Origin of the sequence: Streptomyces aureocirculatus, from assembly GCF_000720475.1 — a bacterium.
In the GTDB taxonomy this organism is placed as follows: domain Bacteria; phylum Actinomycetota; class Actinomycetes; order Streptomycetales; family Streptomycetaceae; genus Streptomyces; species Streptomyces aureocirculatus.
This window is the reverse complement of record NZ_JOAP01000072.1, coordinates 1-24,696: the sequence shown is the minus strand read 5'-3', so window position 1 is coordinate 24,696 and position 24,696 is coordinate 1. Positions and strand designations below refer to the sequence as shown.

Below are 24,696 nucleotides of genomic sequence, written 5' to 3'. Positions count from 1 at the left end.
GCAGCCCCCGCGCCCCGCTCCCCGTCCCACACATCGACCCTACCGGCGGTGTCCTCCACCCTGAGGTGGAGACGAGGTGGGCCTCGTGGCCGGGGGCAGGGCCCTGCCCGCGCAGGACGTGGCCGGGGCCGGGCCACGGTGTCCTTGAAGCATGAGCATCGACCGACGCACAGCAGTCGCGGGAGGCCTGGCCGCGGGGCTCGCCCTGACGGCCACGGCCGCCGCGGCGAGAACCGCGCCGCCCGGCAGCCACCGCGCCACCGCCCCGCGGAGCGACACCGACGTGGCCACGGCGCAGGGCGGCGCCGCCTCCGTGATCACCGTGCAGGGCGAGAACACGGCCCGCACCACGATCCCCACGGCCCGGGACCCGAGGGCCACCGGGGGCACGCTCCTCGCCCTGGCCACCGCGAAACCGCCGCCCCCGCACGGCGGTTGGTACGCCACGTACTTGGTGGACGTCCCGAAGGCGGGACCGTATCTGCTGCGGGCGGTCGCGACGGTCCCGGTGGAGCAGCCGCACATCGAGAAGACCGGTTCGTACATCGGGATCACCGTCAAGGACGGCCCGGCGCGGCCCGTCACCCGCTCCCAGCCGTACTGGTACGAGTCCCCGAAGGCCTGGGGCGACCTGTCCCGCCTCACCCTCGGCGACGTCGAACTGCGCCGGGGCGCCAACACCCTCACGTTCACGGTCGACGGACCCACCGTCCTGGACGACCTCACCGGATACCGCTTCCTCCTCGACGAGTTCACGCTCACACCCGTCCCCGTGGCGCTGACGTCCGTGCGGCTCGCGGGCCCGCCCGACAACCTCGGCCACTACCGCGACGGGACCCCGGCGGCGCTGCGCCTCGCACTGAACGCGGCGGCAGCGCAGGCCCTGACGGTGACGTACCGCGTCCTCGACTACTTCGCCCGGGAGGTGGCGTCCGGGGCCGTGCGCGTCCCGGCCCGCGCCCGGGGGGCCAACGCTCCGCTGCCGGTCCTCGCACCCGGCAACTACCGGGTGGTGGCGGCCCTGAGCCCGGGGCCCGACGACCGGGTCGTCGGCCACTTCGCGCACCTGCCGCCGCGCCGGGCCGTCCGCGGCCCCGCCAACCGCTTCGGCGTGAACGTCGCCACGCACGCCCTGGTACCGCCGCCCCTGCTGCCCGCCTTCGCCGCGGCGACGGCCGCGATGGGCGTACGCCACGTACGCGACGGGAGTGCCTGGCCCGCGGCGCAGCGCCGGCCGGGCGGGCCGTTCGACAGCAGTCTGCACGAGTCGGTCGTCGGCGTCTTCCACGAGCACGGCCTGAAGGTCCTCGAAGTCGTCTCGGCGCCGCCCGACTGGGCGCTGACGCCGACGTCGGTGCCGCTGCCCGCCGATCTGCGGGACGCCTACCGCTACGCCCGGCACCTCGCGGGCCGTGGCAGGAAGGTCGTGGCGGACGCGCTCCAGTTGTCCAACGAGCCCGACGTGGACACCACCGCGAGCACCGGCGACCAGCACGCCGCGTACGTCAAGGCGGCGGCGCTCGGCGTGACGGACCAGCGGGGCGGGCCGCCGGTGGTCCTTCCCGGCATCGCGCAGGAGGGCGTGTTCCAGGAGCTGATGCTGCAGAACGACGTGGCGCGGTACGCGGACGTGTGGAGTTTCCACGGCTATCCGCCGCTCGACGACACCGACCCGGAGTTCCCTTCGGCGGCGGACGACCAGCGGGAGCTGCGGGACCGGTTCGGGGCGGAGGCGCCGCTGTGGATGACGGAGTCGGGGACGTTCCTTCCGGCCGAACCCGGCACGGACCTCTCCCTGGCGATGCGGCGCGCACAGGCCCGCTATCTCGCCTGGTCGACGGTGGAGAGCCTGGCGGCGGGCACGGAGAGGCAGTTCTGGTTCTGCGGGCCGCCGTGCACCGACGAGGGCGTGTCGTTCGCGCTGTTCAGCCGCGACTTCCAGCCACTGCCCGCGTTCAGCGCGTACGCGGCCCTGACCGGGCTGCTCGGCGAGGCCAACTACGCCGGGCCGCTGCCCGAGCTGCTTCCGCGCGCGGCGGGGTTCGTGTTCGGGGACGGTGCCGGGCGGACGGTGACGGTGGTGAGCGCGCCGAAGCCACGGAACGTGGACGTGCCGGTGCCTGACGCGGCGACACGGGTGTACGACATCATGGGCGCCGCGCGCGGCACCCCGCCCCGCTCGGCGCGCGGCACGGTACGGGTAGCCGCGTCCCGCGACCCGCTCTACCTGGTCACCGACGCACCGCCGCCGCGCCGCCCCCGGCCCGCGGCGGGCGACGACCGGGTGCGGCGCCGACCGCTCCCGCCCGCGGAGCACATCGTCCTCAGCCAGCGCTGGGCGGCCGCGAACGCCGCGCCCGGCAAGGCGGACGGGGACGCCGAACCACCGCTCGGCCAGCGGCTCGGCGCCGCGACGCGCATGACGCTCGACGTCTACAACTTCAACGGCACACCGGAGACCGTGACGGTCACCGCGCGGGCCTTCGGCGGCTGGTCGGTGACGCCTCTGCGGGCGCGGGTGCGGGTTCCCGCGCGGGGCCGGGTCGGCGTGCAGTTCACCGTCACGGCCGGTGCCAGCGTCCGTCCGGGCGTCGATCTGCCGCTCGTCTTCGACGCCCTGCTCGGCGCCGAGGCCGTGCCGCCGTCCGTCGCCCGCATCCAGCGCCGCCGCTGCCGGCCGGGCGGCAGACCCGGCAGGCAGCCCGCCCTCGCCCCGGTGATCGACCGGGTGATGCCCGCCGCGGACGCCCGGACCGGCGGCCCTGACGTGGGGATCACGGCGCGTGTCAGGGACGCGGTGTCCGGTGTGCGTGCGGAACGGATCACCGTCGAGGTGGACGGAAGAGGGGTCCCGCACCGCTTCGACCCGGCCGACGGGAGGCTGACGGCGACGGCACGGCTGCGGCCGGGGCGGCACACGGTCCTGATCCGGGCGTTCAACCACGCGCATGCCCCGGCGGCGCACACAGCATCCTTTTACGTCGAGGCGGCACACACAACGGCCTCTTACGTCAAGGGCGGGTGAGGTAACGGTAGTTGCGGGCGCGGCGCGACACGGGCCGGGCTGGGCGACAATGTCGGACGGCCTGCCCCATCCCCTCCCGCCTTCCCGACAGGACGCGTCATGAGGCTTCGTACGATCCTGCTCCAGGCCCTCACCTGCACCCTGGCCGCGCTCACCGTCGCGGCCGCCCCCGTCGCGGGCGCCGCCCCCGCGGAACAGGGCGTGATACGCGGCGGCGACCGGCTCTTCAGCTCGGGCGGCGGCCGCTGTCCGGTGGCCTTCAACGCGACCGACGGCAGCCGCTTCTACGGCGTTCTGCCCGGCCATTGCGCCGGGCCGCGCACCCGCTGGTTCGCCGACCCGGGGCTTACGGTGCCCATCGGGGAGACCGAGGTGTCCCGGTTCCCGGGCAGCGACTACGCCCTGATCCGCTACACCAACCCGGACTACTCCTACCCGAGCGAGGTCTCCGCGGGCGGGCAGCCCCTCCGGATCGACCGGGCGGCACGCCCCGCGGTCGGGCAGCGGGTGTGCCAACTGGGGCCCACCACGGGCCACCGCTGTGGCACCGTGCAGGCGGTGAACGTCTCCGTCACCTACCCCGAGGGAGTCGTGCACGGACTCTTCAGGTCGTCCCTGTGCCTGGAGCCGGGTGACGCGGGCGCTCCGGCCTTCGACGGCGACGCGGCGCTCGGCATCGCCGTCGGCGGCAGCGGCAACTGCGGGAGCGGTGGCACGACCTACCACCAGCCGGTGGCGCCGGTCCTCGCCGCACACGGGCTTCGGGTCGGCCACTGACCCGGCCCGCTCACGGCGAAGGGGCCGCCCGACTGCTGCCGGGCGGCCCCTGGGGAGCCGAAGCCCCCTGTGACGGTCAGTGGCGCCCGCCGAAGTACTCCGGCTGCGTCTGGACGTTGAGCTCACGCAGCCGCACCCGCTCCGCGGGCTTGGTGCGCTTGTCGTTGAGCTTCAGCACGTCGAAGCCCTTGACCATGTCGTTCGAGTAGATGTGTCCGTTGTAGTAGTACGCCGACCAGGAGCCGCCGCCGACGAGCTGATCGGTGGAGATCGGCCCACGCTCGAAGTACGCGATCTCCTTGGGCTTGTTGGAGTCGGTGAAGTCCCACACGGAGACGCCGCCCTGGTACCAGGCCTGGACCATGAGGTCCTTGCCCTTGACGGGGATCAGCGAGCCGTTGTGGGCCACGCAGTTCTCGGTGTCGGCCTGATGGCGGGGGATCTTGAAGTAGCTCTTGAAGACGAGCTTGGACTTGCTGCCCTTGCCCCTGATCTCGTAGATGCCGTCGGCGCCGCGGTTCGGGCCGATCTCGGCGTTGCAGGTGGCACCGCCGCCACCGCCGAGCTCGTCGGTGAACACGACCTTGTCGGCACGCTGGTTGAAGGTCGCCGAGTGCCAGAAGGCGAAGTTCACGTTGTCCTGGACGCGGTCGATGACCTTCGGGCGTTCGGGGTCCTTGATGGAGAACAGGATCCCGTCACCCATGCACGCGCCCGCCGCGAGGTCCCTGGAGGGAAGCACGGTGATGTCGTGGCAGCCGGTGGTCTTGGAGACACCCGGGTTGGTGGGCCCGCCCGGGTTGCCGCCGCCGTCCGGGCCCTCACCCGGGAACAGGACGGGGAAGCCGACGACCGCGGCCTTGTGCGGGGCCTTGCGCGGCACCTTGATGACGGAGATGCCGTCGTGCGGCGGCTGGCAGTCCGGGAACGCGGCACTGGGGGCGTACGAGGAGACGTACACGTACACGTCGCGGCGCTCGGGGACCAGTGTGTGGGTGTGCGAGCCGCAGGCGGTCTCGACGGCGGCGACATAGCGCGGGTTCTTCTTGTCGCTGATGTCGAAGACCTTCATGCCCTCCCAGGAGGACTTCTCCGTGGCGGGCTGGGTGGTGCTGGAGCAGGAGCTGTCGCTGCGCGAGGAGTCCGTCGACAGGAACAGCAGGTCACCTGAGACGGAGACGTCGTTCTGCGATCCGGGACACAGCACCTGCGAGACCGTCCTCGGCTTCTTCGGGTTGCTGATGTCGAAGATGCGGAAGCCGTCGTAGTTGCCCGCGAAGGCGTACTTGCCCTGGAAGGCGAGGTCCGAGTTGGTGTCGGACAGCGCGTCCTTGGGGATGTTGGCGAGGTGCTCGATGTTGTCGGAGTGGACTATCTCGTCCGGCGCGGGGATCCTGCCGTCGGCTATCGCCTCCCTGGTGTCGGCCGCGTCGCTCTTGGAGACCTTCTTGGGGGCCTTGGGCGCGTCACCCGGGTCCGGGGTCGCCACCGCGGGCGTCGCGGTCAGCAGTGCGGCGAGCAGTCCGGCCGCGGCCGCTGCGACTCCCCACTGTCTGCGCCGTGTTCGGGGTTCGTTCAACAGGGTCACTGCGTCCTCCCTAGTGCCGTTCACGGACGAACGGTTCACGGACACCCGCAGTATCGTGCCTTTCATGTACAGATCAACAGATCAGACACAGGCTCGCACTGAACATGACTGATCCATGACTGATCGCTGACGCGCATCGCGTACTCATCGTGTGCCAGGACGGACTCAACTGCCCCACCCGTCACAGGAGGTCACCGTGTCCCACCGCCGCTTTCCCGCAAGCCGTACGTCCGCAGTCCGCGCCGGAGCCATGACGGTGTCCGTGGCGGCCGCCGTTCTCGGGCTCGGTGCCTGCGACTCGGGGTCGAGCTCCGGTACGGGTTCCGGCGGCAAGGCCACGTCGCCGTCCTCGTCCGGGCCTTCGGTGATCGTGCCCGGCAAACCGGGCGAGACGGCGGCCACGCTGTCGGCACAGGACGCGGAGAAGCAGAGAACCGACGACGACAGTCCCAACTCGGCCGACTTCGAGTACGTCGAGAAGATGATCCCGCACCACGGCCAGGCCCTGGAGATGACGGCACTCGTTCCCGGACGCGCCGAGTCCACGCAGGTGAAACGCCTCGCGGACCGCATCACCGCCGCGCAGAAGCCGGAGATCGGCGCGATGGAGCGCTGGCTGAAGGCCCAGGGCAAGAAGGGCGGGCGGGGCGCCGGGGAGCAGGGGCACGGGCAGCACGGGCACGGCGGCGGAGACGATCACGCGGGCATGCCGGGGATGGCCACGCCCGCGCAGCTCAAGCAGTTGCGCGCGGCCCGCGGTGAGGCCTTCGACGAACTCTTCCTGAAGCTGATGATCACCCATCACAGCGGCGCGGTGACGATGGCGTCCGACGCGCTCTCCCAGGGCAACAACATCCTGGTCGAGGAGATGGCCAACGATGTCGTTGCCCAGCAGACGAGCGAGATCAACCGGATGCGCGGGATGGGCTGACCAGGGCCGGGGCCGCGCGCCCCACGGACGGCGGCCCCCGCACCCGCCAACACGCGCTGCGGCGCACCTCCCCCTGGACGCACAGTGGTGCGATGCTGACATCGAGGCAGGCATCACCAGGCCTTCAGGCATCCCGGGGGTACACCTCGCGGAAGGAGTGCCACCGTGCAGGTCGCCGTCGTGGGTTCGGGCCCGAGCGGGGTCTACACCGCACAGAGTCTGGTCCAGCAGGACCTCGTGCCGGGGCTGCGGGTCGATGTGCTCGACCGGCTGCCGTGCCCGTACGGCCTGGTGCGGTACGGCGTGGCGCCGGACCACGAGAAGATCAAGTCCCTGCAGAACAACCTGCGCGCGGTTCTCGAGCACGAGCGCGTGCGGTTCTTCGGCGGCGTCGAGATCGGCCCCGGGGCGCTGTCGCCCGAGCGGCTGCTCGGCATGTACCACGCGGTCGTGTACTGCGTGGGCGCCGCCACCGACCGGCGCCTCGGGGTGCCAGGTGAGGATCTGCCGGGGAGCTGTTCCGCCACCGAGTTCGTGTCCTGGTACAGCGCCCATCCCGATGTGCCCGCCCACGGCGCGGGGCCGCCCGACCGCTTCGTGCGCGGGGTGGAGTCGGCGGTCGTCATCGGGGTCGGGAACGTCGCGGTGGACGTCGCGCGGATGCTGGCCCGCGGCGCCGCGGAACTCCTCCCGACCGACATTCCGCACGAGGCGCTCGACGTGCTCGCCCACAGCCGGGTGCGCGAGGTGCACATGGTGGGCCGGCGCGGCCCGTCCCAGGCGCGGTTCACCACGAAGGAGCTGCGGGAGCTCGGTTCGCTGCCGGACACCGAGGTCCTGGTCGACCCGGCCGAGCTGGCCCTCGATCCCGCCTACCTCGACCCGTCGGGGCTGCCCGGGGCCGGGCGCCGCAACGTGGAGGTCCTGCGCAGTTGGGCGGGCAGGTCCGAGCGCGGCCTCGCGCGGCGCATCCGGCTGCGGTTCTTCCTGCGCCCGGTGGCCGTGCTCGACGCGGAGGGACGGGCGGCCGGGGTGCGCTTCGAGCGGACGCTGCCCGACGGCCGGGGCTCGGTGACCGGCTCCGGGACGTACGAGGACATCCGCGGCCAGCTCGTCCTCAGGTCCGTCGGCTACCGCGGGGTGCCCCTGGAAGGGCTGCCCTTCGACGCGGGCACGGGCACGGTGCCGCACGCGGCGGGCCGGGTGCTGCGCGACGGCGCGGTCTCGCCCGGCGAGTACGTGGCGGGCTGGATCAAGCGCGGCCCGACCGGCGTCATCGGCACCAACCGCCCCTGTGCCAAGGAGACGGCTCTGTCCCTGCTCGCCGACGCGCCCGCCCTCGCCCTGCGGGACGTGCCGGGCGATCCGCTCACCGCGCTGCGGGCCGCCGGCGTGGACCCGGTCGAGTGGCCGGGGTGGCTGGCGATCGAACGTGCCGAGGCGGACCTCGGGCGGTCCCTGGGGCGCGGCTCGGTGAAGATCCCGGACTGGCCGGGGCTGCTTTCGGCGGCGCGGGGCGGGGCGTCCGGCCGGGCGGAGTGACGCGCCTGCGGGCGCCGCACCCTCGGTCACGGCGTCGCAGCGCCAGCACGCTGCCTTGACCGCCGAGGTCCGTCGGGGCCGCCCTGGGGTGGGAAGGGTGACGGAGCGCGCCTACCTGATCGTGTGCGTGGGATAGACCTGTACGTCGGTGTAGGCGCCCTTGATGTCCCCGGCGTCCGCGGGCCACTTCAGGGTCACGCTGTGGGTCTCGTTCGGGGGCGTCACCAGAATGTCGGTCGGCGTCGCGAGGCTTCCGCCGCTGCTGTCGATCTCGTAGGCGAGGTTGAGGACGGCGGCGTCGCGGGGCTCGAGGGTGGTGACCCGCGGCTGGGCCTGGCCGCGCTCGATCGAGCTGGTGGTGTGGTCGGCGTCCTTGATGTCGACACCCGCGAAGCCCGTCGCCGAGCAGGTGGTCGAACCCCGGTTGAGCAGGGTGATGTCGATGCGGCCGGTGTTCTCGTCGGGGGCGGCGTCCTGGGCGTCGATGGCCAGGTCCTCCGTCTTGCAGAACGGGACCTTGGCGCCGTCCTCCTTCGCACCGCCCGTGGCCGACCCGGCTTTGGTGTCCTCACCGGAGCCCGACTGCTCGTTGCCCGCCGCAGAGCTGCCCGAGCCCGAGCCGGCCTCCGACTTCCCGTCTCCGTTCGAGGACGAGGACGAGGAGGAGGAAGAGGAAGAGGAGTTCGAGGTCGAGGAGCCCTTGGACGACGCGTCCGTCTTGGAGTCGTCACCACCGCAGGCGGTGAGCGAGAGGGCGGCGGCGAGGCCGACGGCGGCGAGAGCGGTGATGCGGGTGTTCTTCATGGTTGCCCCCAGAAGGAATGCGGCGTGCGTACGGGTGCCGTGCATATGTTCGTAACTATGTGTAACCCGCACCGAGTTACAGGCGGTCCCCCACGACGTCTTCGTTCCGTCACAGCCGATGCCCTCGTAGCCCTGACGCTGCCCCTACCGCCCATTGGGGCGGTCCCCTTCGGGCGCCTGGGCAGTTGCGTTTGGATCGGCGTGCGAACCGGAGGAAGATGCCCGCGATGTGGAGTCCGGCCCTGCGCGAAGGGATGAAGCGATGACGTTGCACTCCGATGTGGCCGAGTTGCTCGCGGGGGCCGGTGTTCTCGACGTGGACGTCGACGATGCCGTCGCGGACGAGCACGTGCGATCGGCCGCGTACCGACGGGTCGTCCTGGCGACCGCTTCCTCGTCGAGCCGCGACCGAGACCGCAGGGTCGTGGCCACCATCCTGCGGGACCCCATGGAGATGGTGTCCAAGACGGCGGTGGTCGACCTCGTGGACAGGATCGCGATGAAGGTGACCGGTCCTGAGGAGTTCCGGCGGTGGTCGGCCGGACTACTGCCGGAGATCGACCAGCTCAAAACGGAGGCGTACCGCGAGTTCATCCGCCGTCGTATCCACGACTGGCTGTTCCATCTGGCCATCGAGGACGGTCACGTGCCGACACCGGTCGAGTTGGCGAAGGTCACGGACTGGATGCAGCGCGTCCTCGCCCAGGGGTCGACGTCGCCGGCGGTACTCGCCCTGCTCGCCGAGTCGGGCAGCGGACAGAAGATTCGGAACATCGCGAGGAACCGAGCCGGAAGCCGCAGGCTGAGAACGCGATGAGTCGGCAGGGGCGATGGGCAGGCGTGCCGACTGCCTCCGATTCGTGGCGGGTGCGGGTCGTGACCGCCGCTGCGGTCACGACCCGCACTGTCACCTGTACGCGGTGCTGAGCCGCGCTGTTGCCGGGGAGTCGCACCCCGCGTTGCTCTTCACGCGCCAGGCGTGAGCCGGAAGGCCGCCGCGCTCCCCCGGTCCCGCCACCGCGTCGGCGGCCGTCGTGATGACCGAGTGGCGCAGCCGGACGCGCGCCCGGAGCTGCTCGACGCGTCGCGTCGCGTCGGCCCGTTCCGTCAACGCCTCGGCCGGCTTCACCGTTTACCTGCCCGATTCGTCCCGCACGCCCGTCACGGGGCGAGCCGGTAGGCGTTGGTGATCGTCTCGGTCATCGTGTTGCCGGACGTGTCCTTCAGATACACGCGGTACGACACGGCCTTGGCCGTCGCCGGGTGCCGTACGCTCGCCGAGCGCGCACCCTTCGCGTCCGTCGTGACGGTGGCCGCCTTCCACGTCCTGCCGCCGTCGTAGGAGACCTTGACGGTCAGCGTGGCGATCCTGCCGTCCGCGGCCGCGGCGCCGGCCACCTTCAGCGGCACAGTCAGGGTGCCGCCCGCCGGGGCCGTCCCGTTCAGCGCCAGTTCCGGCGCGAGGCGGACCGTCGAAAGGGGCAGCTCGGTGGGCTCCCCGTCGGGTGTCTTCGCCGAGGTGAACGTCCAGGCCACGCCCACCTTCGTACTGGTGGAGGTGTTCTTGGCGGCGCGTGTGGCCTGTGTGGTCAGCCGGTAGCGAGCCGAAGCGGACGGCAGGTCGGCGAAGATCGCGCCCGGCCCGCCCTCGGCGAGGGTACGGCCGCCGGACTCAAGGCGTGTGAAGCCGCCGGTCGTCGCGGAGTCGCCCGCGTGCCCGGCCCCGTCGTTGAACAGCCTGACGTACGCGTCCATGGAGTTGCCCGCGCGCCGGGCGCCCTGACCCTCCGCTGCCTTGAGGTCGGGGCCCACCACACCGGTGTTGAACTTCAGCGTGTAGCGCTTGCCCGCCTTGTACGCGACCGGGTCCTTGCCGTGGCTGACGGCCGACTCGCCCGCGTCGTCGAGCTGTGCCATGGACCAGGACCAGCGCAGATCCTTGGTGTTGAGGTAGCTGGTGCCGGCGGCCGGAAGCTTCAGCTCGCTCGTCGGGGCCAGGGCCGGTCCGTTGCCGTTCACGTCGGAGGGTGTGGCGGAGAGCGTGCCCTTCCTGCCGGTGACGGAGGCGCCGAGACCGAATTTCACCTCGGCGACCTCCGCCTTGGTGACGGCGCGCTCGAGGCCGGGGAACCAGTTGCCGGTGCGGCCGAAGGCCAACCGGTAGTCGGTCTTCCTGCCCGCCGCCCCCGGGGCCTGGAAGACGCCGATGTACTGGGCGTGAAAGGTGGAAGAGGCGGAAGAGGCGGTACCGAGCCCGGCGGTGCGGATGACGGTTCCGCCGCTGAGGCTCCAGTTGGCCGCGATCCCGGCGGTCTGGTCCTCGTAGCCGATGTTCGACGTCGTGAGGCGCGCGCCGCGGTCAGGGGCGGTGACGGTGACCGGCTTGGCCTTGCGGGTGTCCAGGGTGATCGCCCGGTCGGCGCCCACCTTCAGCTTCGGCTGGACGAAGGCGGCGAAGCTCGTGGTCGGCCCGTAGACGGAACTCTCCAGGACGTAGGTGCCCTTGGGGATGCGCACGGTGGCCGGGCCGGTACGGAACGGGACCGTGAACTTCTTCTGCGTCGCGCGGTCGGTGAGCGTGGTGACGTAGTGGGTCGAGTTCGCGCCGTTGATGTCGAGGTGCTTCAGCGTGACGTCGTACGACTCGATCTCGCGGTCCACGATGAGCCCGGTGTGCACGGACTGGCCGTCACCCGAGGCCAGCACGGTGCCGCCGTAGCCGCCGTCGGCGGTGCCGAGCTTGGTGTTCACCGTGACCGTGGTCTTGGCGGTGCCGCCCGCCGGGACGGTGAGCTTGCGGGACTTGACGGTGAACATGCCTGCCGGGCCCGGTCGGCCCTTCGGGTCCACGGCGGTGGCCGACAGGGCGAGCGTGACGGGCTCGGTGCCGTAGTTGCGGTACGTGAGGGTCTTGGTGACCGGCTTGTCGTCGGTGTGCGGCCAGGGCTGCGTCCCGAAGGAGAGCGAGCCGGGCGAGGAGACGACGGACGCGGAGACGGCGCGCGTCAGGTCGACGCGGCCCGCCCCCTGCTGGTGCGCCGTGAGCTTCGGATGGGGCTTGGCCGAACCGGTCAGCACGGCCTTGAGCTGCGCGCCGGTCCACTTGGGGTGCTCCTGGAGGAGCATGGCGGCGGATCCGGCCACGTGCGGGGTCGCCATCGACGTGCCCGACAGGGAGACATAGCCGTCGGTCTCGCCCTGGCCGGGGACCTGCGAGGAGGCCGCGGCGGTGATGTCGACACCGGGCGCGGTGAGGTCCGGCTTGGTCACCCCGTCCGCGTTCGGACCGCGGCTGGAATCCCACGCGATGTCGTCGTTCTTGTCGACCGAACCGACGGTGAGGGCCTCGGGGGCGCTGCCGGGAGCGTTCAAGGTGCCCGGTTCGGGACCGTCGTTGCCCGCCGCGACGACGAAGAGCGCCTTGTCGGAGAGCCGGGTGACGGCCTCCTCCAGTGGCTCAGTGCCCGGGGTGTCCAGGCTGCCGAGGCTCATGTTGACGATCTTGGCGTCGTTGTCGACGGCCCACTGCATGCCGGCGGCGATGCTGGAGTCGGTGCCGCCGCCCTCCTCCTCGGAGATGACCTTGCCGTCCAGGATCCGCGCGCCGGGCGCCACGCCCTTGTACTTGCCGCCGGACCTCGCGCCGGTGCCCGCGACCGTCGAGGCGACGTGCGTGCCGTGGCCCATGCGGTCCTTGGCGTCGGGCGCGTCGGTGAAGTTCTTCTCCAGGACCTCGACGCCCTTGAGGTCGGGATGCGTCTGGTCGACCCCGGTGTCCAGGACGGCGACCTTCACGCCCTTGCCGGTGTAACCGGCTCGCCACATGGTGGGGGCGCCGATCTGCGGGACGCTCTTGTCGAGGGTGGGGCGGACCTTGGCGTCCAGCCAGACGTGTGAGACGGCCGGTACGGCGGTGGTACGGGCGTTCGCGCGGCTGTCCCGCACGCCCCTGTCGCCCGTGGCGTCCTTCGCGCCCGTGGCGTCCTTCGTGTCCGTGGCGTCCTTCGTGTCCGTCGCACCCGTGCCGCCGGTGAGCGCCGACCAGAGGCCGGACGCCTGCGACTTCGGTGTACGGAACGCCTCGCCGCCCACCGCGGGAAGCGCGCGGCGGTCGTGGGCCAGGCCCCTGAAGGGTCCGCCCGCCGTGCGGGCGTTCACTCGCCCGGGGCGGTAGCCGACGATCAGCGGCAGCGACGTGCGGTGCGCGTCGTCGTACTTGTCCTCGACGAGCCGCGTGACGTCGAAGAGCCGCCGGTCGAGCCTGCCGGCGGCGATCAGCTCCTGCGCGTCCTGCGGCACGACGAACACGTGCCCGGCCTCGCGCCGCACCGAGATCGCCACCTGCTCACGCCCTGCGCCGCGGACCAGCCGGACAACCTCCGTGTACGCCGCCTTCTTCCCGTCAGCCCTCTTGCCGTCAGCTTTCTTGCCGTCAACCTTCCTGTTCCCCGCGCCGACGACCACCCGGTCACCGGTGATCAGGGTGACGGTCGCCGTCCTGCCGTCCTCGGTCCCCGCCTTGGCGCCGGCACCCGTGCTCGTGCCCGACTTCTTGCCCGTGGTCCGGCCCGGCCCGGTCCCGGAGTCGGCCGCGGCCACCCCCGCGACCAGTGCGCCGGACACCACGGCGGCCACTGCCGCCGCCCCCACCCTCGATATGACTGCCACCCGATATGCCTGTCTTTTGATGTGCCGATGTACTGATGTGCTGATGTGTCGCCCATTACACGCGATCGTGGTGACGTCCGGTTCTCCGGGGGGCGAAGTGCCGGTCGAGGGTTCCGTGCCGGTATCGGGCTGCCGGTCGCCGCCTACACCCCCGGGTCGCAGCACCCGCCCCGCCGCATCAGGTGCCCCACCTCCAGCCAGTCGCCGCCCTCGCGCTCGTGACGCGTCGGCTCCGGGAACGCCGACACGAGGTCGTCGGTGTCGTAGGGGACGCCGCCGCGCAGTACCGACACCGTCCGCACCAGCGTGCTGAAGTCGGTGAACGGGTCGCCGTCCACCACCGTGAGGTCGGCGATCCTGCCGCGCTCCACGGTGCCCAGGTCGTCCGCGACACCGAAGAGCCGCGCGGGCAACACGGTCACGGTGCGCAGCGCCTCGACCGGGGAGAGGCCGCCGCGGTGCAGGGCGCGCAGGCCGAGGTGCAGGGACAGGCCGACCGGCACGAGCGGCTGGTCGGTGCCGAGCGCGACGAGGCCGCCCGCGGCGAGGATGCGCCGGTAGACATCGGTCTCCCTGCGCAGGGTGGCGAGTTGGTCCGTGGTCGGCGGCTCCCCCGCCCCCTTGCGGACCTGTGCGGCGTCCCACGGCGGCATCACGGCCGTGACCCGGGGGTCGTCGGCGAGTGCCGGGTCGGCGCCGAGGAGCGGCGCGGACGTGAACGGCGTGGCGATCATCGCGAACCGCGCTCCCCGCGCGCTGTAGATCTCAAGGACGTCGTCGTAGGAACGCCCGGTCGCGGTGGTGGCGTGCCCGGACTCGGCGCGCTGGGTGGCTTGCAGATGGGACGTCAGGTCCTGTCCCGACTGGATGCCGGGCGACAGGAAGTGGCTGCCCGAGCGCACGCCTAGGCGCTCGTGGGCGAACCTGGCCGCTTCCTCCATCACCCAGCCCGGCGCCCGTACATACGTCTTGACGAAGTCCCAGTCGAGCCGCTCGGCCCGCTCCAGTGAGCGGCGCAGCCCCGCGCGGGTGCGGTGCGCGCGTCCCATGCTGTACGCGACGCGGCCGCCGTCGAGGAGCTCGCCGGTGGTCAGCAGGCGGGGCCCGGCGAGCTGTCCGGTGGCGACGGCCTCCCGGACGCGGGCCTGTTCGTAGGCGAAGCCGCCCAGGGAGACGGCGGTGGTGATCCCGTACGTGAGCTGACCGGCGGTCTGGCGGCCGCCGTAGGTGCTCTGCCAGGGGTGGGTGTGGGTGTCCCACAGTCCTGGCAGGACCGTGCCGCCGGAGGCGTCGATGTGCCTGCGGCTGCTCCTGCGGGCGGTGCGGGAGGCGCGGTGCGGTGCGACGGCGGCGATGCGGCCGCCGCGTACGACGATGTCGACGTCCTCCCTGACCGTGTCCCCGGTGCCGTCCCACAGCCGTCCCGCGTGCACCACCGTGTCGGCGGGCGCTGGCCTGCGCTGGTCGAGGGGGACGCGTACGGTGCGGGGCGAGCCGCCGTCGACGCCGATGAGGCGAAGGCGGGCACCCGACAGGTACAGGAGCGTCCTGGAGTCGCCGGACCAGGTGGGGTGGTCGGCCGGTTCCGTGGTGAGGGTGCGCAGTTCGCCGCGCGGGGTGCCGTCGGGCGTGACGGGCAGCAGGCACAGCGCGGACTCGACGATCACCGCCATCCAGCGGCCGTCCGGCGACCAGACGGGCCCGGAGTCGTAGCGGTCGGCGAGGGAGGTGTGCGGCCCGACGGCGTGCAGCTTGGCGGCGCCGGTCGTGGCGTCGACGACGCGGACGAGGTTGTAGCCCTCGCGGAAGCGCAGGTTCAGGCGGTTGCGGTCGCACAGGGCGATACGGCTGCCGTCGGGCGACCAGCTCGGCCGTCCGGGCAGTCCGCCGCCGCCCAGCGGCTCAGCGAGTACGCGTTCGGTGCCCGCCGCCAGGTCCCGTACGACGAGCCGCCCCGTCATGTCCAGGCAGGCGAGCCGCCGCCCGTCGGGCGACAGGGCCGGGTGCACGCGGCCGCCCGTCGCGAGCGCGGTCTCCTTGCCGGTGGCGAGGTCGCGCCGGTAGACGCCGAGCAGCCCGTCCCGGTCGTCGGCGTAGACCAGGGAGCGGCCGTCGCGGGCCCAGCTCGGCCCGAGGAGGTAGCCGGTGGGCTCCGCACGGCGCAGCCGCCGCGGTGCCTTGCCGCCGGACGTGTCCGCGAGCCACAGCGTGTTGAGTGCGGCGAAGGCGATGCTGCTGCCGTCCGGGGCCAGGGCGGGCAGGTGGACGCCGCGCACCGGCCGCACTCGCCCCTCAGCGAGGCCGAGGTCGTACTCCTTGACCCGGTAGCGCGGCCGGTCCACGGTCAGCACGCCGTCGAAGGGCAGCTCGGTGGCAGCGCCGGGGTCCTCGGGGCGTACGAGGGTGAAGCGGCCGTCGACCGTGAGCAGCAGCTCGCCGTCCTTCGTCCAGCGCGGCGGCACCGGCGCGATGTCCCCGGCGACGTCGACACGCCTGCCGTCGACGACGAGTGTGCAGGACGCCGCGGGCGAAGGTGTGGTGCGCAGATAGGCGAGACGGCGGCCGTCGGGGGCCGGGGCGGGTGTCATGACCTGGGCCTTCTCGGTCTCGGTGTGTTCCACCACGACCGGGCCCGTGCCGTCGGCGGGTACGGCGGCGACGGTGCGGGCCTCCAGGGCCTGGCCGGTGGGTCCCGTGACCGCCTTCGCCCGGACGAACAGAATCCGTTTCCCGTCCGGGGTCCAGGCGGGGTCGAAGTCCTCCCAGGGGCCTTCCTGGTGGGGTCCCTCCTGGCCGGGGAGCCCGGTCACCCGGGTCTGTGCGCCGGTGCGCAGGTCGAGGACGTGGATGCGGTACGGGCTGCCCTGCACCGGGTCGCCGCCGCGTTCGGAGGCGTAGGCGATGCGGGTGCCGTCGGGCGACCAGGCGGGGCCGCGGTCGTCCCAGGGTCCTTCGGTGCGCTGCCGCAGGTCGGAGCCGTCCGGGCGCATGGTCCAGAGGTGGAAGCCGCCGCCCTTGTAGGCGCAGAACGCGACGAGGCGGCCGTCCGGCGCGTACACCGGCCGGTTGGGTTCCAGACCGGGCTCGGTGAGCGGCTTCGCCGTGCCGCCGTTGCGCGCCGTGGACCACAGGACGTGCTGCACCTCGGCGATCAGGCGGTCCCCGGCGGGCGAGAGGGTCGCCGAGCCGTTGGTGGCCGCGGTGAAGGACAGCGACACCCCGGCGGGCTCCCCCGCCGCGGCGGCGGCCGGTGCGCCCGCCGTCACCGTCACCGCCCCGGCGGCCCCGACGGCACCGGCGGCGCCCGCGGCGACGAGTAGCTGACGGCGTGACAGCCGAGGCGGGGGCGCGGACGCGGAGGGCGCGAGCACGGAGGGCACGGGAGACGCAGGTGACGCGGGTGACGCAGGTGATGCGGGTGACACGGGTGACACAGCCGACGCGGGCGATGCAGCCGACGCGGGCAACGCAGCCGACAAGGGCGACGCGGCCGACGCGGGCGATGCAGCCGACACGGATGTCGCGGGCGTCGCGGGCAACGCAGCCGACAAGGGCAACGCGCCCGGCAAGGAAACCCCGGAGTCGTGGGGACTGGGCGGGAGGGAGGGGGAGGCGTGGTCGTGGTCACGTTCCATGGCAGGAACACTCGCGCACCGCACGGCACCGGGCAACACCGCCCGCGTCGCCGGTCACCGCGGTCGCGGCGGCAACTGCTCCCCCACCCTAGGGTCTTCCCCAGGTGCCGCACCGACGCGGCGCCGGGGCAGCCGCTCCTACGCTGGTGGGCATCGTCATGCGACACGGCTCACGCCCTGGGCCGGCCCCCGGGAGGCGTTGTGCGCTACGTCATCGAGGTGTACCTCGACCAGGATCGTGTGTGCGGGAGCGTCGCGTCCGAGAGCTGCGCGAGCCCGCAGCCGTTCCACGGCTGGCTAGAGCTCCTCTCGCTGCTCGAACCACCGCTCAAGGACGGCGCGCGCCCGGAAGTGCCCCCGCGCCCGGAGCCGCCGGGCGCCGACCGCACGCCGCTCTGACACCGAATGCGCCACCCCGGCCGACAGGCGCGGGCGGAGGGCGGAATTCGCCTTGTGCGGGACGCGGGTCGCCCAGCATCGTGGTGTCCTGGCCATGTTCCATGCGTCCGGCACGGGTCACCGGCTCATTCCGGTCATCCGCGGCGGGTGCCGACGCGCGGGGGCGGCGATGACACCGGAGGACGAGCGACACGACCTCTTCCACTCCCCCGCGCCCACGGACGCGTTCTGCGGCCGCACCCGTGAACTGGCGGCGCTGCAGCGGGACTTCGCGGACGTGTGCACGGGCACACCCCGCCTCGTCCTGCTCGAAGGGCCCGGCGGCATCGGCAAGACGGCACTCGTGCGCCGGTTCCTGGACTCGGTGCACGGCACCTGTGTGCTGCACGCCAGCGGCGAGGAGAACGAGAGCGCGCTGCCGTGCGGGGTGCTCGCCCAGCTCGTCGGGCAGAGCCCGCTGCCGGTGCCCGAGACCCTGGCCGGGCTCGTCCGCGTACCGCAGTCGCTGCACGCGAACCTGCCGCCGCTCGCCGCCGGCTTCGGCCTCCTCGACCTGCTGAGCGAGGTGCAGGGCAAGGGGCCCGTGGTCCTGGTCGTGGACGACGCGCACTGGGCGGACCCCGAGTCCCTGAACGCGCTCACGTTCGCGCTGCGCAGGCTGCGCCACGACCGGGTCCTCGCGATCGTCGCGCTGCGCGATCCGCAGGTGCCGGAGCTGCCGGAGGGGCTGCGCAGGCTGCTCACCGACGCCCGCACCCGCCGCCTCGCCCTCGACGGACTCACCCCCCGCGAGCTGTCCGCCCTCAGCACCCGCCTCGGCGTGGCCCGCCTTCCCCACTCCGCGTCGCTGCGCCTGCACGACCACACCCACGGCAACCCGCTGCACGCCCGCGCCCTGCTCGACCAGGTGCCGTCCGCCGTGCTGCTCGACGTGACGACGCCGCTGCCCGCGCCGCGTTCGTACGCCATGCTGGTACTCGCCAACCTCGCCGGGTGCGGGCCGAGCACGCAGCGCCTGGTGCAGGCGGTGAGCGTGCTCGGGCTCTCCTGCCGGCTCGGCAGCGCCGCCCGGCTCGCCCGCGTGGCCCAGCCGTTGCCCGCCCTCGAACGGGCCGTGCGGGCCGGCCTGCTGCGGGAGACGCCCGCCGGGGTCGCCCCCGAGGTCGCCTTCCCGCACCCGCTGGTGCACGCGGCGGTCTATCAGGACATCGGCCCCGCCCAGCGTGCCGCCCTGCACACCCGGGCCGCCGAACTGGTCGACGACGAGTACACCCGGCTGCGCCACCGTGTGCTCGCCGCCACCGGGCCCGACGAACAGTTGGCCGAGGCCCTCGCGGCCTGCGCGCGCCGCGAGGCCGCCACCGGCCAGTGGGCCGTCGCGGGCACCCATCTGCGGCACGCGTCGCGCGCGGCCACAAGCCCGCGGGAGCGGGACCGCCTCGCCGTCGAGGCCGTGGAGGCGCTGCTGCTCGACGGCCGGGTCCAGGACGCCGCCGAGCTCGCGGGCGGGCTCCCCGACGGCTCGGACCCCGCGCTGCGCGGTTACGTACGCGGCTATGTGGCACGGGTGCAGGGCCGTACGGAGGAGGCCTGCACGCTCCTCGCGGACGCCTGGGAGCAGTGCGACCGGGAGCGCGATCCGTCTCTCGCGGCGCGCGCGGCGGAGCAGTTGAGCTACGCCGCCGTGATGCGCGGGCGCGCGGCTGTGGCCGCGCAGTGGGCCGAGCGGGCGCAGCGCCTGTCCACCGCGCAGGGCCCGAGCCGCATGCTGCGCTTCAACCACCTCATCGCCCTTGGCCTGAGCGGCCGCGCCAAGGACGGCATCGCGCTCGCGGCCGACCTGCCAGAGCCCATGGTCGTGCCGCTGAAGAGCATTGATCTGCTGCTCGCGCGTGGGCAGTTGCGGCTGTGGTCGGACGATCTGCACGGGGCGCGCAGGGATCTCCTCGGTGCCGTCGCCAACTGCCGCACGACGACGGTGCCGTTGCGGCTGCTCTCCGCCTCCGCGCTCGCCCAGAGCATGCACCGGCTGGGGGAGTGGGACGAGGCGCTGATCCACGCCGAGTCGGCCGCCTCCGTCGCCGACGACACCGATCAGTCGTGGCTCAAGCCGGTCACGCACGGCGTCGCCGCCCAGATCCTGTCCGCGCGCGGCGCGTGGGAGCGCGCCGCGGAGCATCTGCGGACCGCGCTCGACGTGCCCGGCGGCACCGAGACACCCGTCGCCTTCGCGTACGCGGTGTGCGCGCGGGGGTGCCTCGCGGAGGCCCGCGGTGAGCCGCGGGAGGTCGTGGAGGCGCTCCGTCCGCTGCTGGGGTTCGCCGAGCAGGACGGGGTGAACGAGCCGGGTGTGGTGGACTGGCAGCCGCTGCTCGCCGACGCCCTTGTCCAGTTGGGCGAGCTCGGCGAGGCGGATGCGGTGCTCGCCCCGTTCGAGGAGCGGGCGCGGGCGCGGGGCCGGCACACGTCGCTCGCGGCGGCCGCCCGGGTCCGGGGCAATCTGGCCGCCGCGCAACGTCACACGCAGCGCGCGCAGGCCGCGTTCGCCCGGGCACAGGACCACGCCGCGCAGGTGCCGCTGCCGTTCGGACGGGCCCGCGTGGAGCTCGACCACGGCGCGTTCCTGCGCCGCATCGGCCGCAGGTCCCTGGCGATCGCCCAGTTGCAGGCCGCGTACACCACGCTGACGGAACTCGGCGCGCAGCCCTACCGGGCGCGGTGCGTGCGGGAACTGACCGCCTGCGGCCGCGCCGCACCGGACCTGCCGGCCGACGAACGGGACCGGGACATCGCGGACGACGGTCTGGACGGGGCGCTCACCCCGCAGGAACTCGCGGTCGCGCGCCTCGCTGCGCAGGGCCTCACCAACCGCCAGATCGCCACCACGCTCGCGCTGAGCGTCAAGACCATCGAGTACCACCTGGGCCACACCTACGCGAAGCTCGGCATCAGCTCCCGGATCGGGCTCGTGCGGCGCCTCGCACCGCACTCGACGTCGCCGTCGGCGGGGTGAGCGCGATCGCACGCGACGTCGCCGACGGCGCCGCTGAGCGGGCACCGGGGTAAACCCCGGCACGGTCCCGGAGGCGCGCGGGCCGCTCTCCTCCTACCTTCGTGCGGGTAGGGCAGGGCGAACGCGGGAGCCCACGGGAGGTGGCCCGATGGTCTGCATCATCCAGGGCAAGGCCGGCGACGAACGGCCGGTGCTGCGGCTGCGGCTGCTCGGCGGTCTCTCTCTGAGCAGGCAGAGCGCCGAGACCGCCTGCGGGCCACCGGGCGGCGGCAGCGCGGGCCCACGGGGGCCCTGCTCCGCCGACTGCCCGGACAACCCCGGCTGCCTCGACGCCGGCACCGCCGAACAGCTCGAGGTGCCCGCGAGCGGACAGCAGGTACTCGCGCGGCTCGCGCTGTGCGGTGCCGCGACACGCTCCGAACTCGCCGGCACGCTGTGGCCCGACGTCACCGAGACGCGCGCCCGCGCCAGCCTGCGCACCGCCATGTGGCGCCTGAACGGCGCGGGTTCGGCGATCAGCGACGACCGTGCCGGGACGCTGTCGCTCAGCGACCGGGTACGCGTGGACACCCAGGACCTCATCTCGGCCGCGCACCAGGCCCTGTCCGCCGAATCCCCGCCGACGACGCGGGCCCGAGTGCTGGCGATCTACCAGACCCTTCTGTGCGCGCGTGAGCTGCTGCCCGACTGGCAGCAGGACTGGGTGTCCTTCGAGCGGGAGCGGCTGCATCAACTGCGGCTGCACGCCCTGGAGGCGCTGTCGGCTCGGCTCGTCGCCCGCGGGCAGTACGCGCCCGCCCTGGAGGCCGCCCTGGAGAGCACCCGCGTCGACCCGCTGCGCGAGAGCGCCCACCGCGCCGTCGTGTCCGTGCACCTCGCCGAGCACAACCTGACGGAGGCGGTACGGCAGTACGAGACGTTCCGCGAGCTGCTGCTCAGGGAACTCGGCGTGGAGCCGTCGGGCCAGTTCTCGACGATGCTGCGCCATGCGCTGGTCTGACCGGCACGCCCCCCGGAAGGCGTGACGCCGCGGTGACGCCCGCCCGTCACGATGGGACGTGCCCCGTCCAGGATGCGGGGAGGAGGGGGAACTCCCCTGGTTGAGCGAACGCGCCGGCTGTCGCGGCCACCACCACAGCGGTCGCTCAAGCCCTGGACGGGGTGCCCAAGGACCACCTGTGGGCAGGACCACCCGTGGGCCCGCTTCTTGTGCGGGCTTCTCGTGCGGGCCACGCCCCGCCCCGCGGTCTCGGCCGCACCGGCAGCGGTGCGGCCTCAGCACGTCGAGGGGGGGACCCGAGCTCCCCGCGGGCCGGGCGAACCCCCGTTCCCCCCGGCCCGGGGTGCTCTCACTCCGGCCCGGGCCCGCGGGCCCGCCCCGGCTCCGGCTCCGCCTTCCGCAGTTGCTCGACCGCCCGCTCGACCGGCCTGTGCGGCAGCCCCGTCCTGCGGCACAGCTCGTCCCGCGACACGTTCCGCGGGATCTCGCCGACGGGCTCTCCCGTGAGGCCCGCGATCTCCCGTACGTATGCCTGGACGCGGCTCGCGGCGTCGGCGGCCGGTGGCGGGGACCCGGACGTGTGCTCCCCCACGCCCCGCGTACCGGGTCCCCCGCGGACCGCCGGTGCGGACCGCCGCTCCGCCTCCGGCCAGGTCGTCCGCACCCCGCGGCCCACCAGCAGCGCTGCGTCGCCGCCGAACGGGGCGGTGCCGTGTCCCGCCAGGGAGACGTACAGGCGGGTGCCGGGCCAGGCGGCCGCGTCGCCCTCGACGGCGGCGCGGGCGGCTGTGTTGGTCCGGTACAGGGCGTGATCGGCGTCCCCGCGGGCGCCTCGCAGGTCGGTGATCGCCGGGTAGCGGTTGATGCCGACGACCACGGCGTGGTGCAGGTCGTTCATCGGGCTTCCCCCTTTGTGGGCCCGGCGGCGGCCGGGTGCGGCCGTGCGGGTCCTTCCGTGCCGACTCCGTCAGTCGGCGAGCATCCGGGCGAGGCTTGCGAGGACCTCGGGGTCGTTGTCGAACGCGGCGTGCGAGCGGGCGCCCGAGCTCAGCCCGGGTTCACCGTCGACGGGCGACCAGACGGTGCGCTGCGCGTCGGCCCCGAGGAACGCCCGCAGGTCCGCGGAGTCCTGTTCGCCGAAGGCCCCGTCGTTCGTGTACCAGCGCTGCATCCCGGCGATCGGGGCCAGCGCCGAGTGCCCCGCGGGGCCGCGCTCCAGGACACCGGAGACGAAGTAGAGCAGCGACCGCGGGTACAGCGGCGGAAGGAGCTGGTCGGCGCGCTCGGCCTCGTCGGTCATGGTGAACATCCGCAGCCGGTCGAAGAGTTCGCCCTGCAACCGGACGGCGGGTGCCAGGTGGGACACCGTGCAGGCGGGTGCGAGGAGCACGACGTCGCGGACGCGGAAGTCGGCGGGCAGCGGGTCGTCGGCGTCGGCACGCCTGCGGGCGAGTTCGGTGAGGAGGTTGCCGATGAGGACGGCGCCCGCGCTGTGGCCGACGACGGACACCCTGGGCCGGGTGCCGGATGCGAGGAGCGCGCCGAAGCGGTCGAGGAAGTAGCGTCCGGCGCGCACCTCCGCCGCCTCGGCGAAGGTGTCGGCCGTCTGCCGCTTCATGGCGTCCCAGATGGCGGCGCCCACATTGGCGACATAGAACTCCCGGAGGATCTCCTCGACCACGGTCGGGTAGAGCCCGTGGTCGGTGCGGTGCCGGAAGCGGCTCACGACGGCGGCGATCACACGCACCGTCCTGCGCACCAGGAGCGCGGAGGTCACCAGGGCGCGGCGGTTGCCGCCTCCCGCCGCCTCCGCGGCGAGTTCGGCCACCGTGTCCGGTGACATGAGGGTGGCGACCGCCGCGCGCCCCCCGTCGATGTCGCGCGCGGCGGTCGTCCCGGGCGCCGAACGCAGGACCGAGCCCACGATCTCCCGGTTGCGGTCGGCGAGTTCGGAGTCCGCCGACAGCTCGGCGGTGATGCGGACGCGTTCGCTGTCGCCGAGCGGCGGCACATCGGCGGGCACCGGCCGGCGGGCGTACGGTTCCTGTCCGGTGCGCAGCAGGGCCAGCTCGGCGGCGACGGCTTTCGCTGGCGGGGCGGACAGGGGGCCGGCGGTGCGCTGTCCGGGCTGCGGGAGTACGACGCCCACCGCGTAGCGCGTGACACGGTGCAGGAGGGTCTGGAAGACGCTCTCCTCGATGATCCGGGGCAGGTTGCCCATGAGGGTCTCGAGGAGACCGCTGCTCCAGACGAAGAACACGGGCTCGGCGCCCGCCTCCTCGTACACCGGTGTGAGGCGCTCGGCGGTCGCGAACCCCAACTGGTCGTCGATGAGTCCGCCGTGGAAGTGCAGGACCACCCGCGGCCGGTCCTTGAGGCTCGCCACGAGTGCGTCGACGTCGTCGGTGCTGGTCGAGGCGAGCCGTCCGCTCGTCCCACTGTGGATGCAGCGCCTGCGGGAAGATCGCATGTCCGGACCTCCGGCCTGATAGCCGCTCGGCAGGAGCCCCCCTCGCAGAAGTCCCCCGACTCCTGCCGCTCCTGGCCGGGCCACCGTAGAACCGCGGCGCGCCCCGCGTCCCCGGGGGCGGTCCCGGGGATTACCCCAAGGCGAGCAACCGGGGGGCCGTGACCGGCGTCCTTGCGGAGGACGACGCGTACGCGACGCACGCGCGCGTGCGTCACACTTGAGCAGGACACAATGGCAACGGAGGGTGTGCAGTGGGAGTTTCCCTGTCCAAGGGCGGCAATGTTTCACTGAGCAAGGAGGCGCCGGGTCTGACGGCCGTACTGGTCGGCCTGGGCTGGGACGTGCGGACCACGACGGGCACCGACTACGACCTCGACGCGTCGGCCCTGCTGGTCGACGCCTCCGGCAAGGTCGTCGACGACCAGCACTTCATCTTCTACAACAACCTCACGAGCCCCGACGGCTCCGTCGAGCACACCGGTGACAACCTCACCGGCGAGGGCGAGGGCGACGACGAGGCCGTCAAGGTCAACCTCGCCGGCGTCCCTGCCAACATCACCAAGATTGTGTTCCCGGTCTCCATCCACGACGCGGAGAACCGCGGCCAGAGCTTCGGCCAGGTCCGCAACGCCTTCATCCGCGTGGTCAACCAGGCCGACAACCAGGAAATCGCCCGCTACGACCTCTCCGAGGACGCCTCCACCGAGACCGCCATGGTCTTCGGCGAGCTCTACCGCCATGGCACCGAATGGAAGTTCCGCGCCGTCGGCCAGGGCTACGCGAGCGGCCTGCGCGGCATCGCGTCGGACTTCGGCGTCAACGTCTGACACCCGCCCCGCACCGC

Annotated in this window: 16 protein-coding genes; 9 read left to right on the top strand and 7 right to left on the bottom strand. The window is 73.2% G+C overall.

All coding sequences use genetic code 11. The features are described 5' to 3' along the window. Positions 1-151: 151 nt before the first annotated feature. Together IG78_RS0138055 and IG78_RS0138050 are read left to right on the top strand one after the other, a co-directional pair. Positions 152-3,025, top strand: coding sequence for a hypothetical protein (locus IG78_RS0138055; protein WP_030573280.1), 2,874 nt, complete (start codon positions 152-154; stop codon positions 3,023-3,025). Between the two features lie 99 nt (positions 3,026-3,124). Then, positions 3,125-3,802 carry a S1 family peptidase gene (locus IG78_RS0138050; protein WP_030573277.1) on the top strand — a complete coding sequence of 226 codons (678 nt, stop codon included), beginning with the start codon at positions 3,125-3,127 and terminating at the stop codon, positions 3,800-3,802. A 76-nt stretch (positions 3,803-3,878) separates the two neighbouring features. On the opposite strand, the gene IG78_RS0138045 is transcribed toward IG78_RS0138050, so the two are convergent. Further along, the gene (locus IG78_RS0138045; protein ID WP_030573274.1) at positions 3,879-5,390 is read right to left on the bottom strand and encodes an LVIVD repeat-containing protein; all 1,512 of its coding nucleotides are present in this window, start codon (positions 5,388-5,390) and stop codon (positions 3,879-3,881) included. Between the two features lie 250 nt (positions 5,391-5,640). Between IG78_RS0138045 and IG78_RS0138040 the strand changes: the two genes are divergently transcribed. Beyond that, positions 5,641-6,321: a DUF305 domain-containing protein gene (locus IG78_RS0138040; RefSeq protein ID WP_051853399.1), complete on the top strand. Its 681-nt coding sequence runs from the start codon at positions 5,641-5,643 to the stop codon at positions 6,319-6,321. 165 nt (positions 6,322-6,486) lie between these two features. Next, complete coding sequence (locus tag IG78_RS0138035) at positions 6,487-7,863, top strand: FAD-dependent oxidoreductase (protein ID WP_030573268.1); 1,377 nt, start codon at positions 6,487-6,489, stop codon at positions 7,861-7,863. Between the two features lie 111 nt (positions 7,864-7,974). On the opposite strand, the gene IG78_RS0138030 is transcribed toward IG78_RS0138035, so the two are convergent. Next, a complete protein-coding gene (locus IG78_RS0138030; RefSeq protein WP_030573265.1) occupies positions 7,975-8,667 on the bottom strand; it encodes a DUF4232 domain-containing protein in 693 nt (230 codons plus the stop codon). A 262-nt stretch (positions 8,668-8,929) separates the two neighbouring features. On the opposite strand from IG78_RS0138030, the gene IG78_RS0138025 reads away from it, so the two are divergent. Beyond that, a complete protein-coding gene (locus tag IG78_RS0138025) occupies positions 8,930-9,484 on the top strand; it encodes a hypothetical protein (protein WP_030573262.1) in 555 nt (184 codons plus the stop codon). 90 nt (positions 9,485-9,574) lie between these two features. Here the strand turns inward: IG78_RS0138025 and IG78_RS0138020 are convergent, their stop codons facing one another. The 3 genes from IG78_RS0138020 to IG78_RS0138010 all read right to left on the bottom strand — a co-directional run bounded on the left by IG78_RS0138020 (position 9,575) and on the right by IG78_RS0138010 (position 16,478). Further along, a complete protein-coding gene (locus tag IG78_RS0138020) occupies positions 9,575-9,796 on the bottom strand; it encodes a hypothetical protein (RefSeq protein WP_030573259.1) in 222 nt (73 codons plus the stop codon). 32 nt (positions 9,797-9,828) lie between these two features. Then, the gene (locus IG78_RS0138015; protein WP_030573256.1) at positions 9,829-13,335 is read right to left on the bottom strand and encodes a S8 family serine peptidase; all 3,507 of its coding nucleotides are present in this window, start codon (positions 13,333-13,335) and stop codon (positions 9,829-9,831) included. Positions 13,336-13,478: 143 nt separating this feature from the next. Next, positions 13,479-16,478 (bottom strand): amidohydrolase family protein, encoded by a 3,000-nt coding sequence (locus IG78_RS0138010; protein ID WP_404827677.1) that lies wholly within the window; start codon positions 16,476-16,478, stop codon positions 13,479-13,481. 693 nt (positions 16,479-17,171) lie between these two features. Between IG78_RS0138010 and IG78_RS0138005 the strand changes: the two genes are divergently transcribed. From IG78_RS0138005 to IG78_RS0137995, 3 genes are all read left to right on the top strand, one after another. Continuing rightward, the gene (locus tag IG78_RS0138005; RefSeq protein ID WP_030573250.1) at positions 17,172-17,369 is read left to right on the top strand and encodes a hypothetical protein; all 198 of its coding nucleotides are present in this window, start codon (positions 17,172-17,174) and stop codon (positions 17,367-17,369) included. Positions 17,370-17,463: 94 nt separating this feature from the next. Then, entirely contained in the window at positions 17,464-20,382 is a 2,919-nt protein-coding gene (locus tag IG78_RS0138000) for an AAA family ATPase (RefSeq protein WP_051915525.1), read from the top strand. Positions 20,383-20,530: 148 nt separating this feature from the next. Then, positions 20,531-21,382, top strand: coding sequence for an AfsR/SARP family transcriptional regulator (locus tag IG78_RS0137995; protein ID WP_051853394.1), 852 nt, complete (start codon positions 20,531-20,533; stop codon positions 21,380-21,382). Positions 21,383-21,731: 349 nt separating this feature from the next. Here IG78_RS0137995 and IG78_RS49770 read toward each other — a convergent pair whose 3' ends face one another. Both IG78_RS49770 and IG78_RS0137985 read right to left on the bottom strand, forming a co-directional pair. Beyond that, a complete protein-coding gene (locus IG78_RS49770) occupies positions 21,732-22,280 on the bottom strand; it encodes a hypothetical protein (RefSeq protein ID WP_030573241.1) in 549 nt (182 codons plus the stop codon). A 69-nt stretch (positions 22,281-22,349) separates the two neighbouring features. Beyond that, positions 22,350-23,852 carry a hypothetical protein gene (locus tag IG78_RS0137985; RefSeq protein WP_030573238.1) on the bottom strand — a complete coding sequence of 501 codons (1,503 nt, stop codon included), beginning with the start codon at positions 23,850-23,852 and terminating at the stop codon, positions 22,350-22,352. Between the two features lie 251 nt (positions 23,853-24,103). Here IG78_RS0137985 and IG78_RS0137980 point away from each other — a divergent pair, with 251 nt between their 5' ends. Further along, a complete protein-coding gene (locus tag IG78_RS0137980) occupies positions 24,104-24,679 on the top strand; it encodes a TerD family protein (protein ID WP_030573236.1) in 576 nt (191 codons plus the stop codon). Positions 24,680-24,696: the final 17 nt, after the last annotated feature.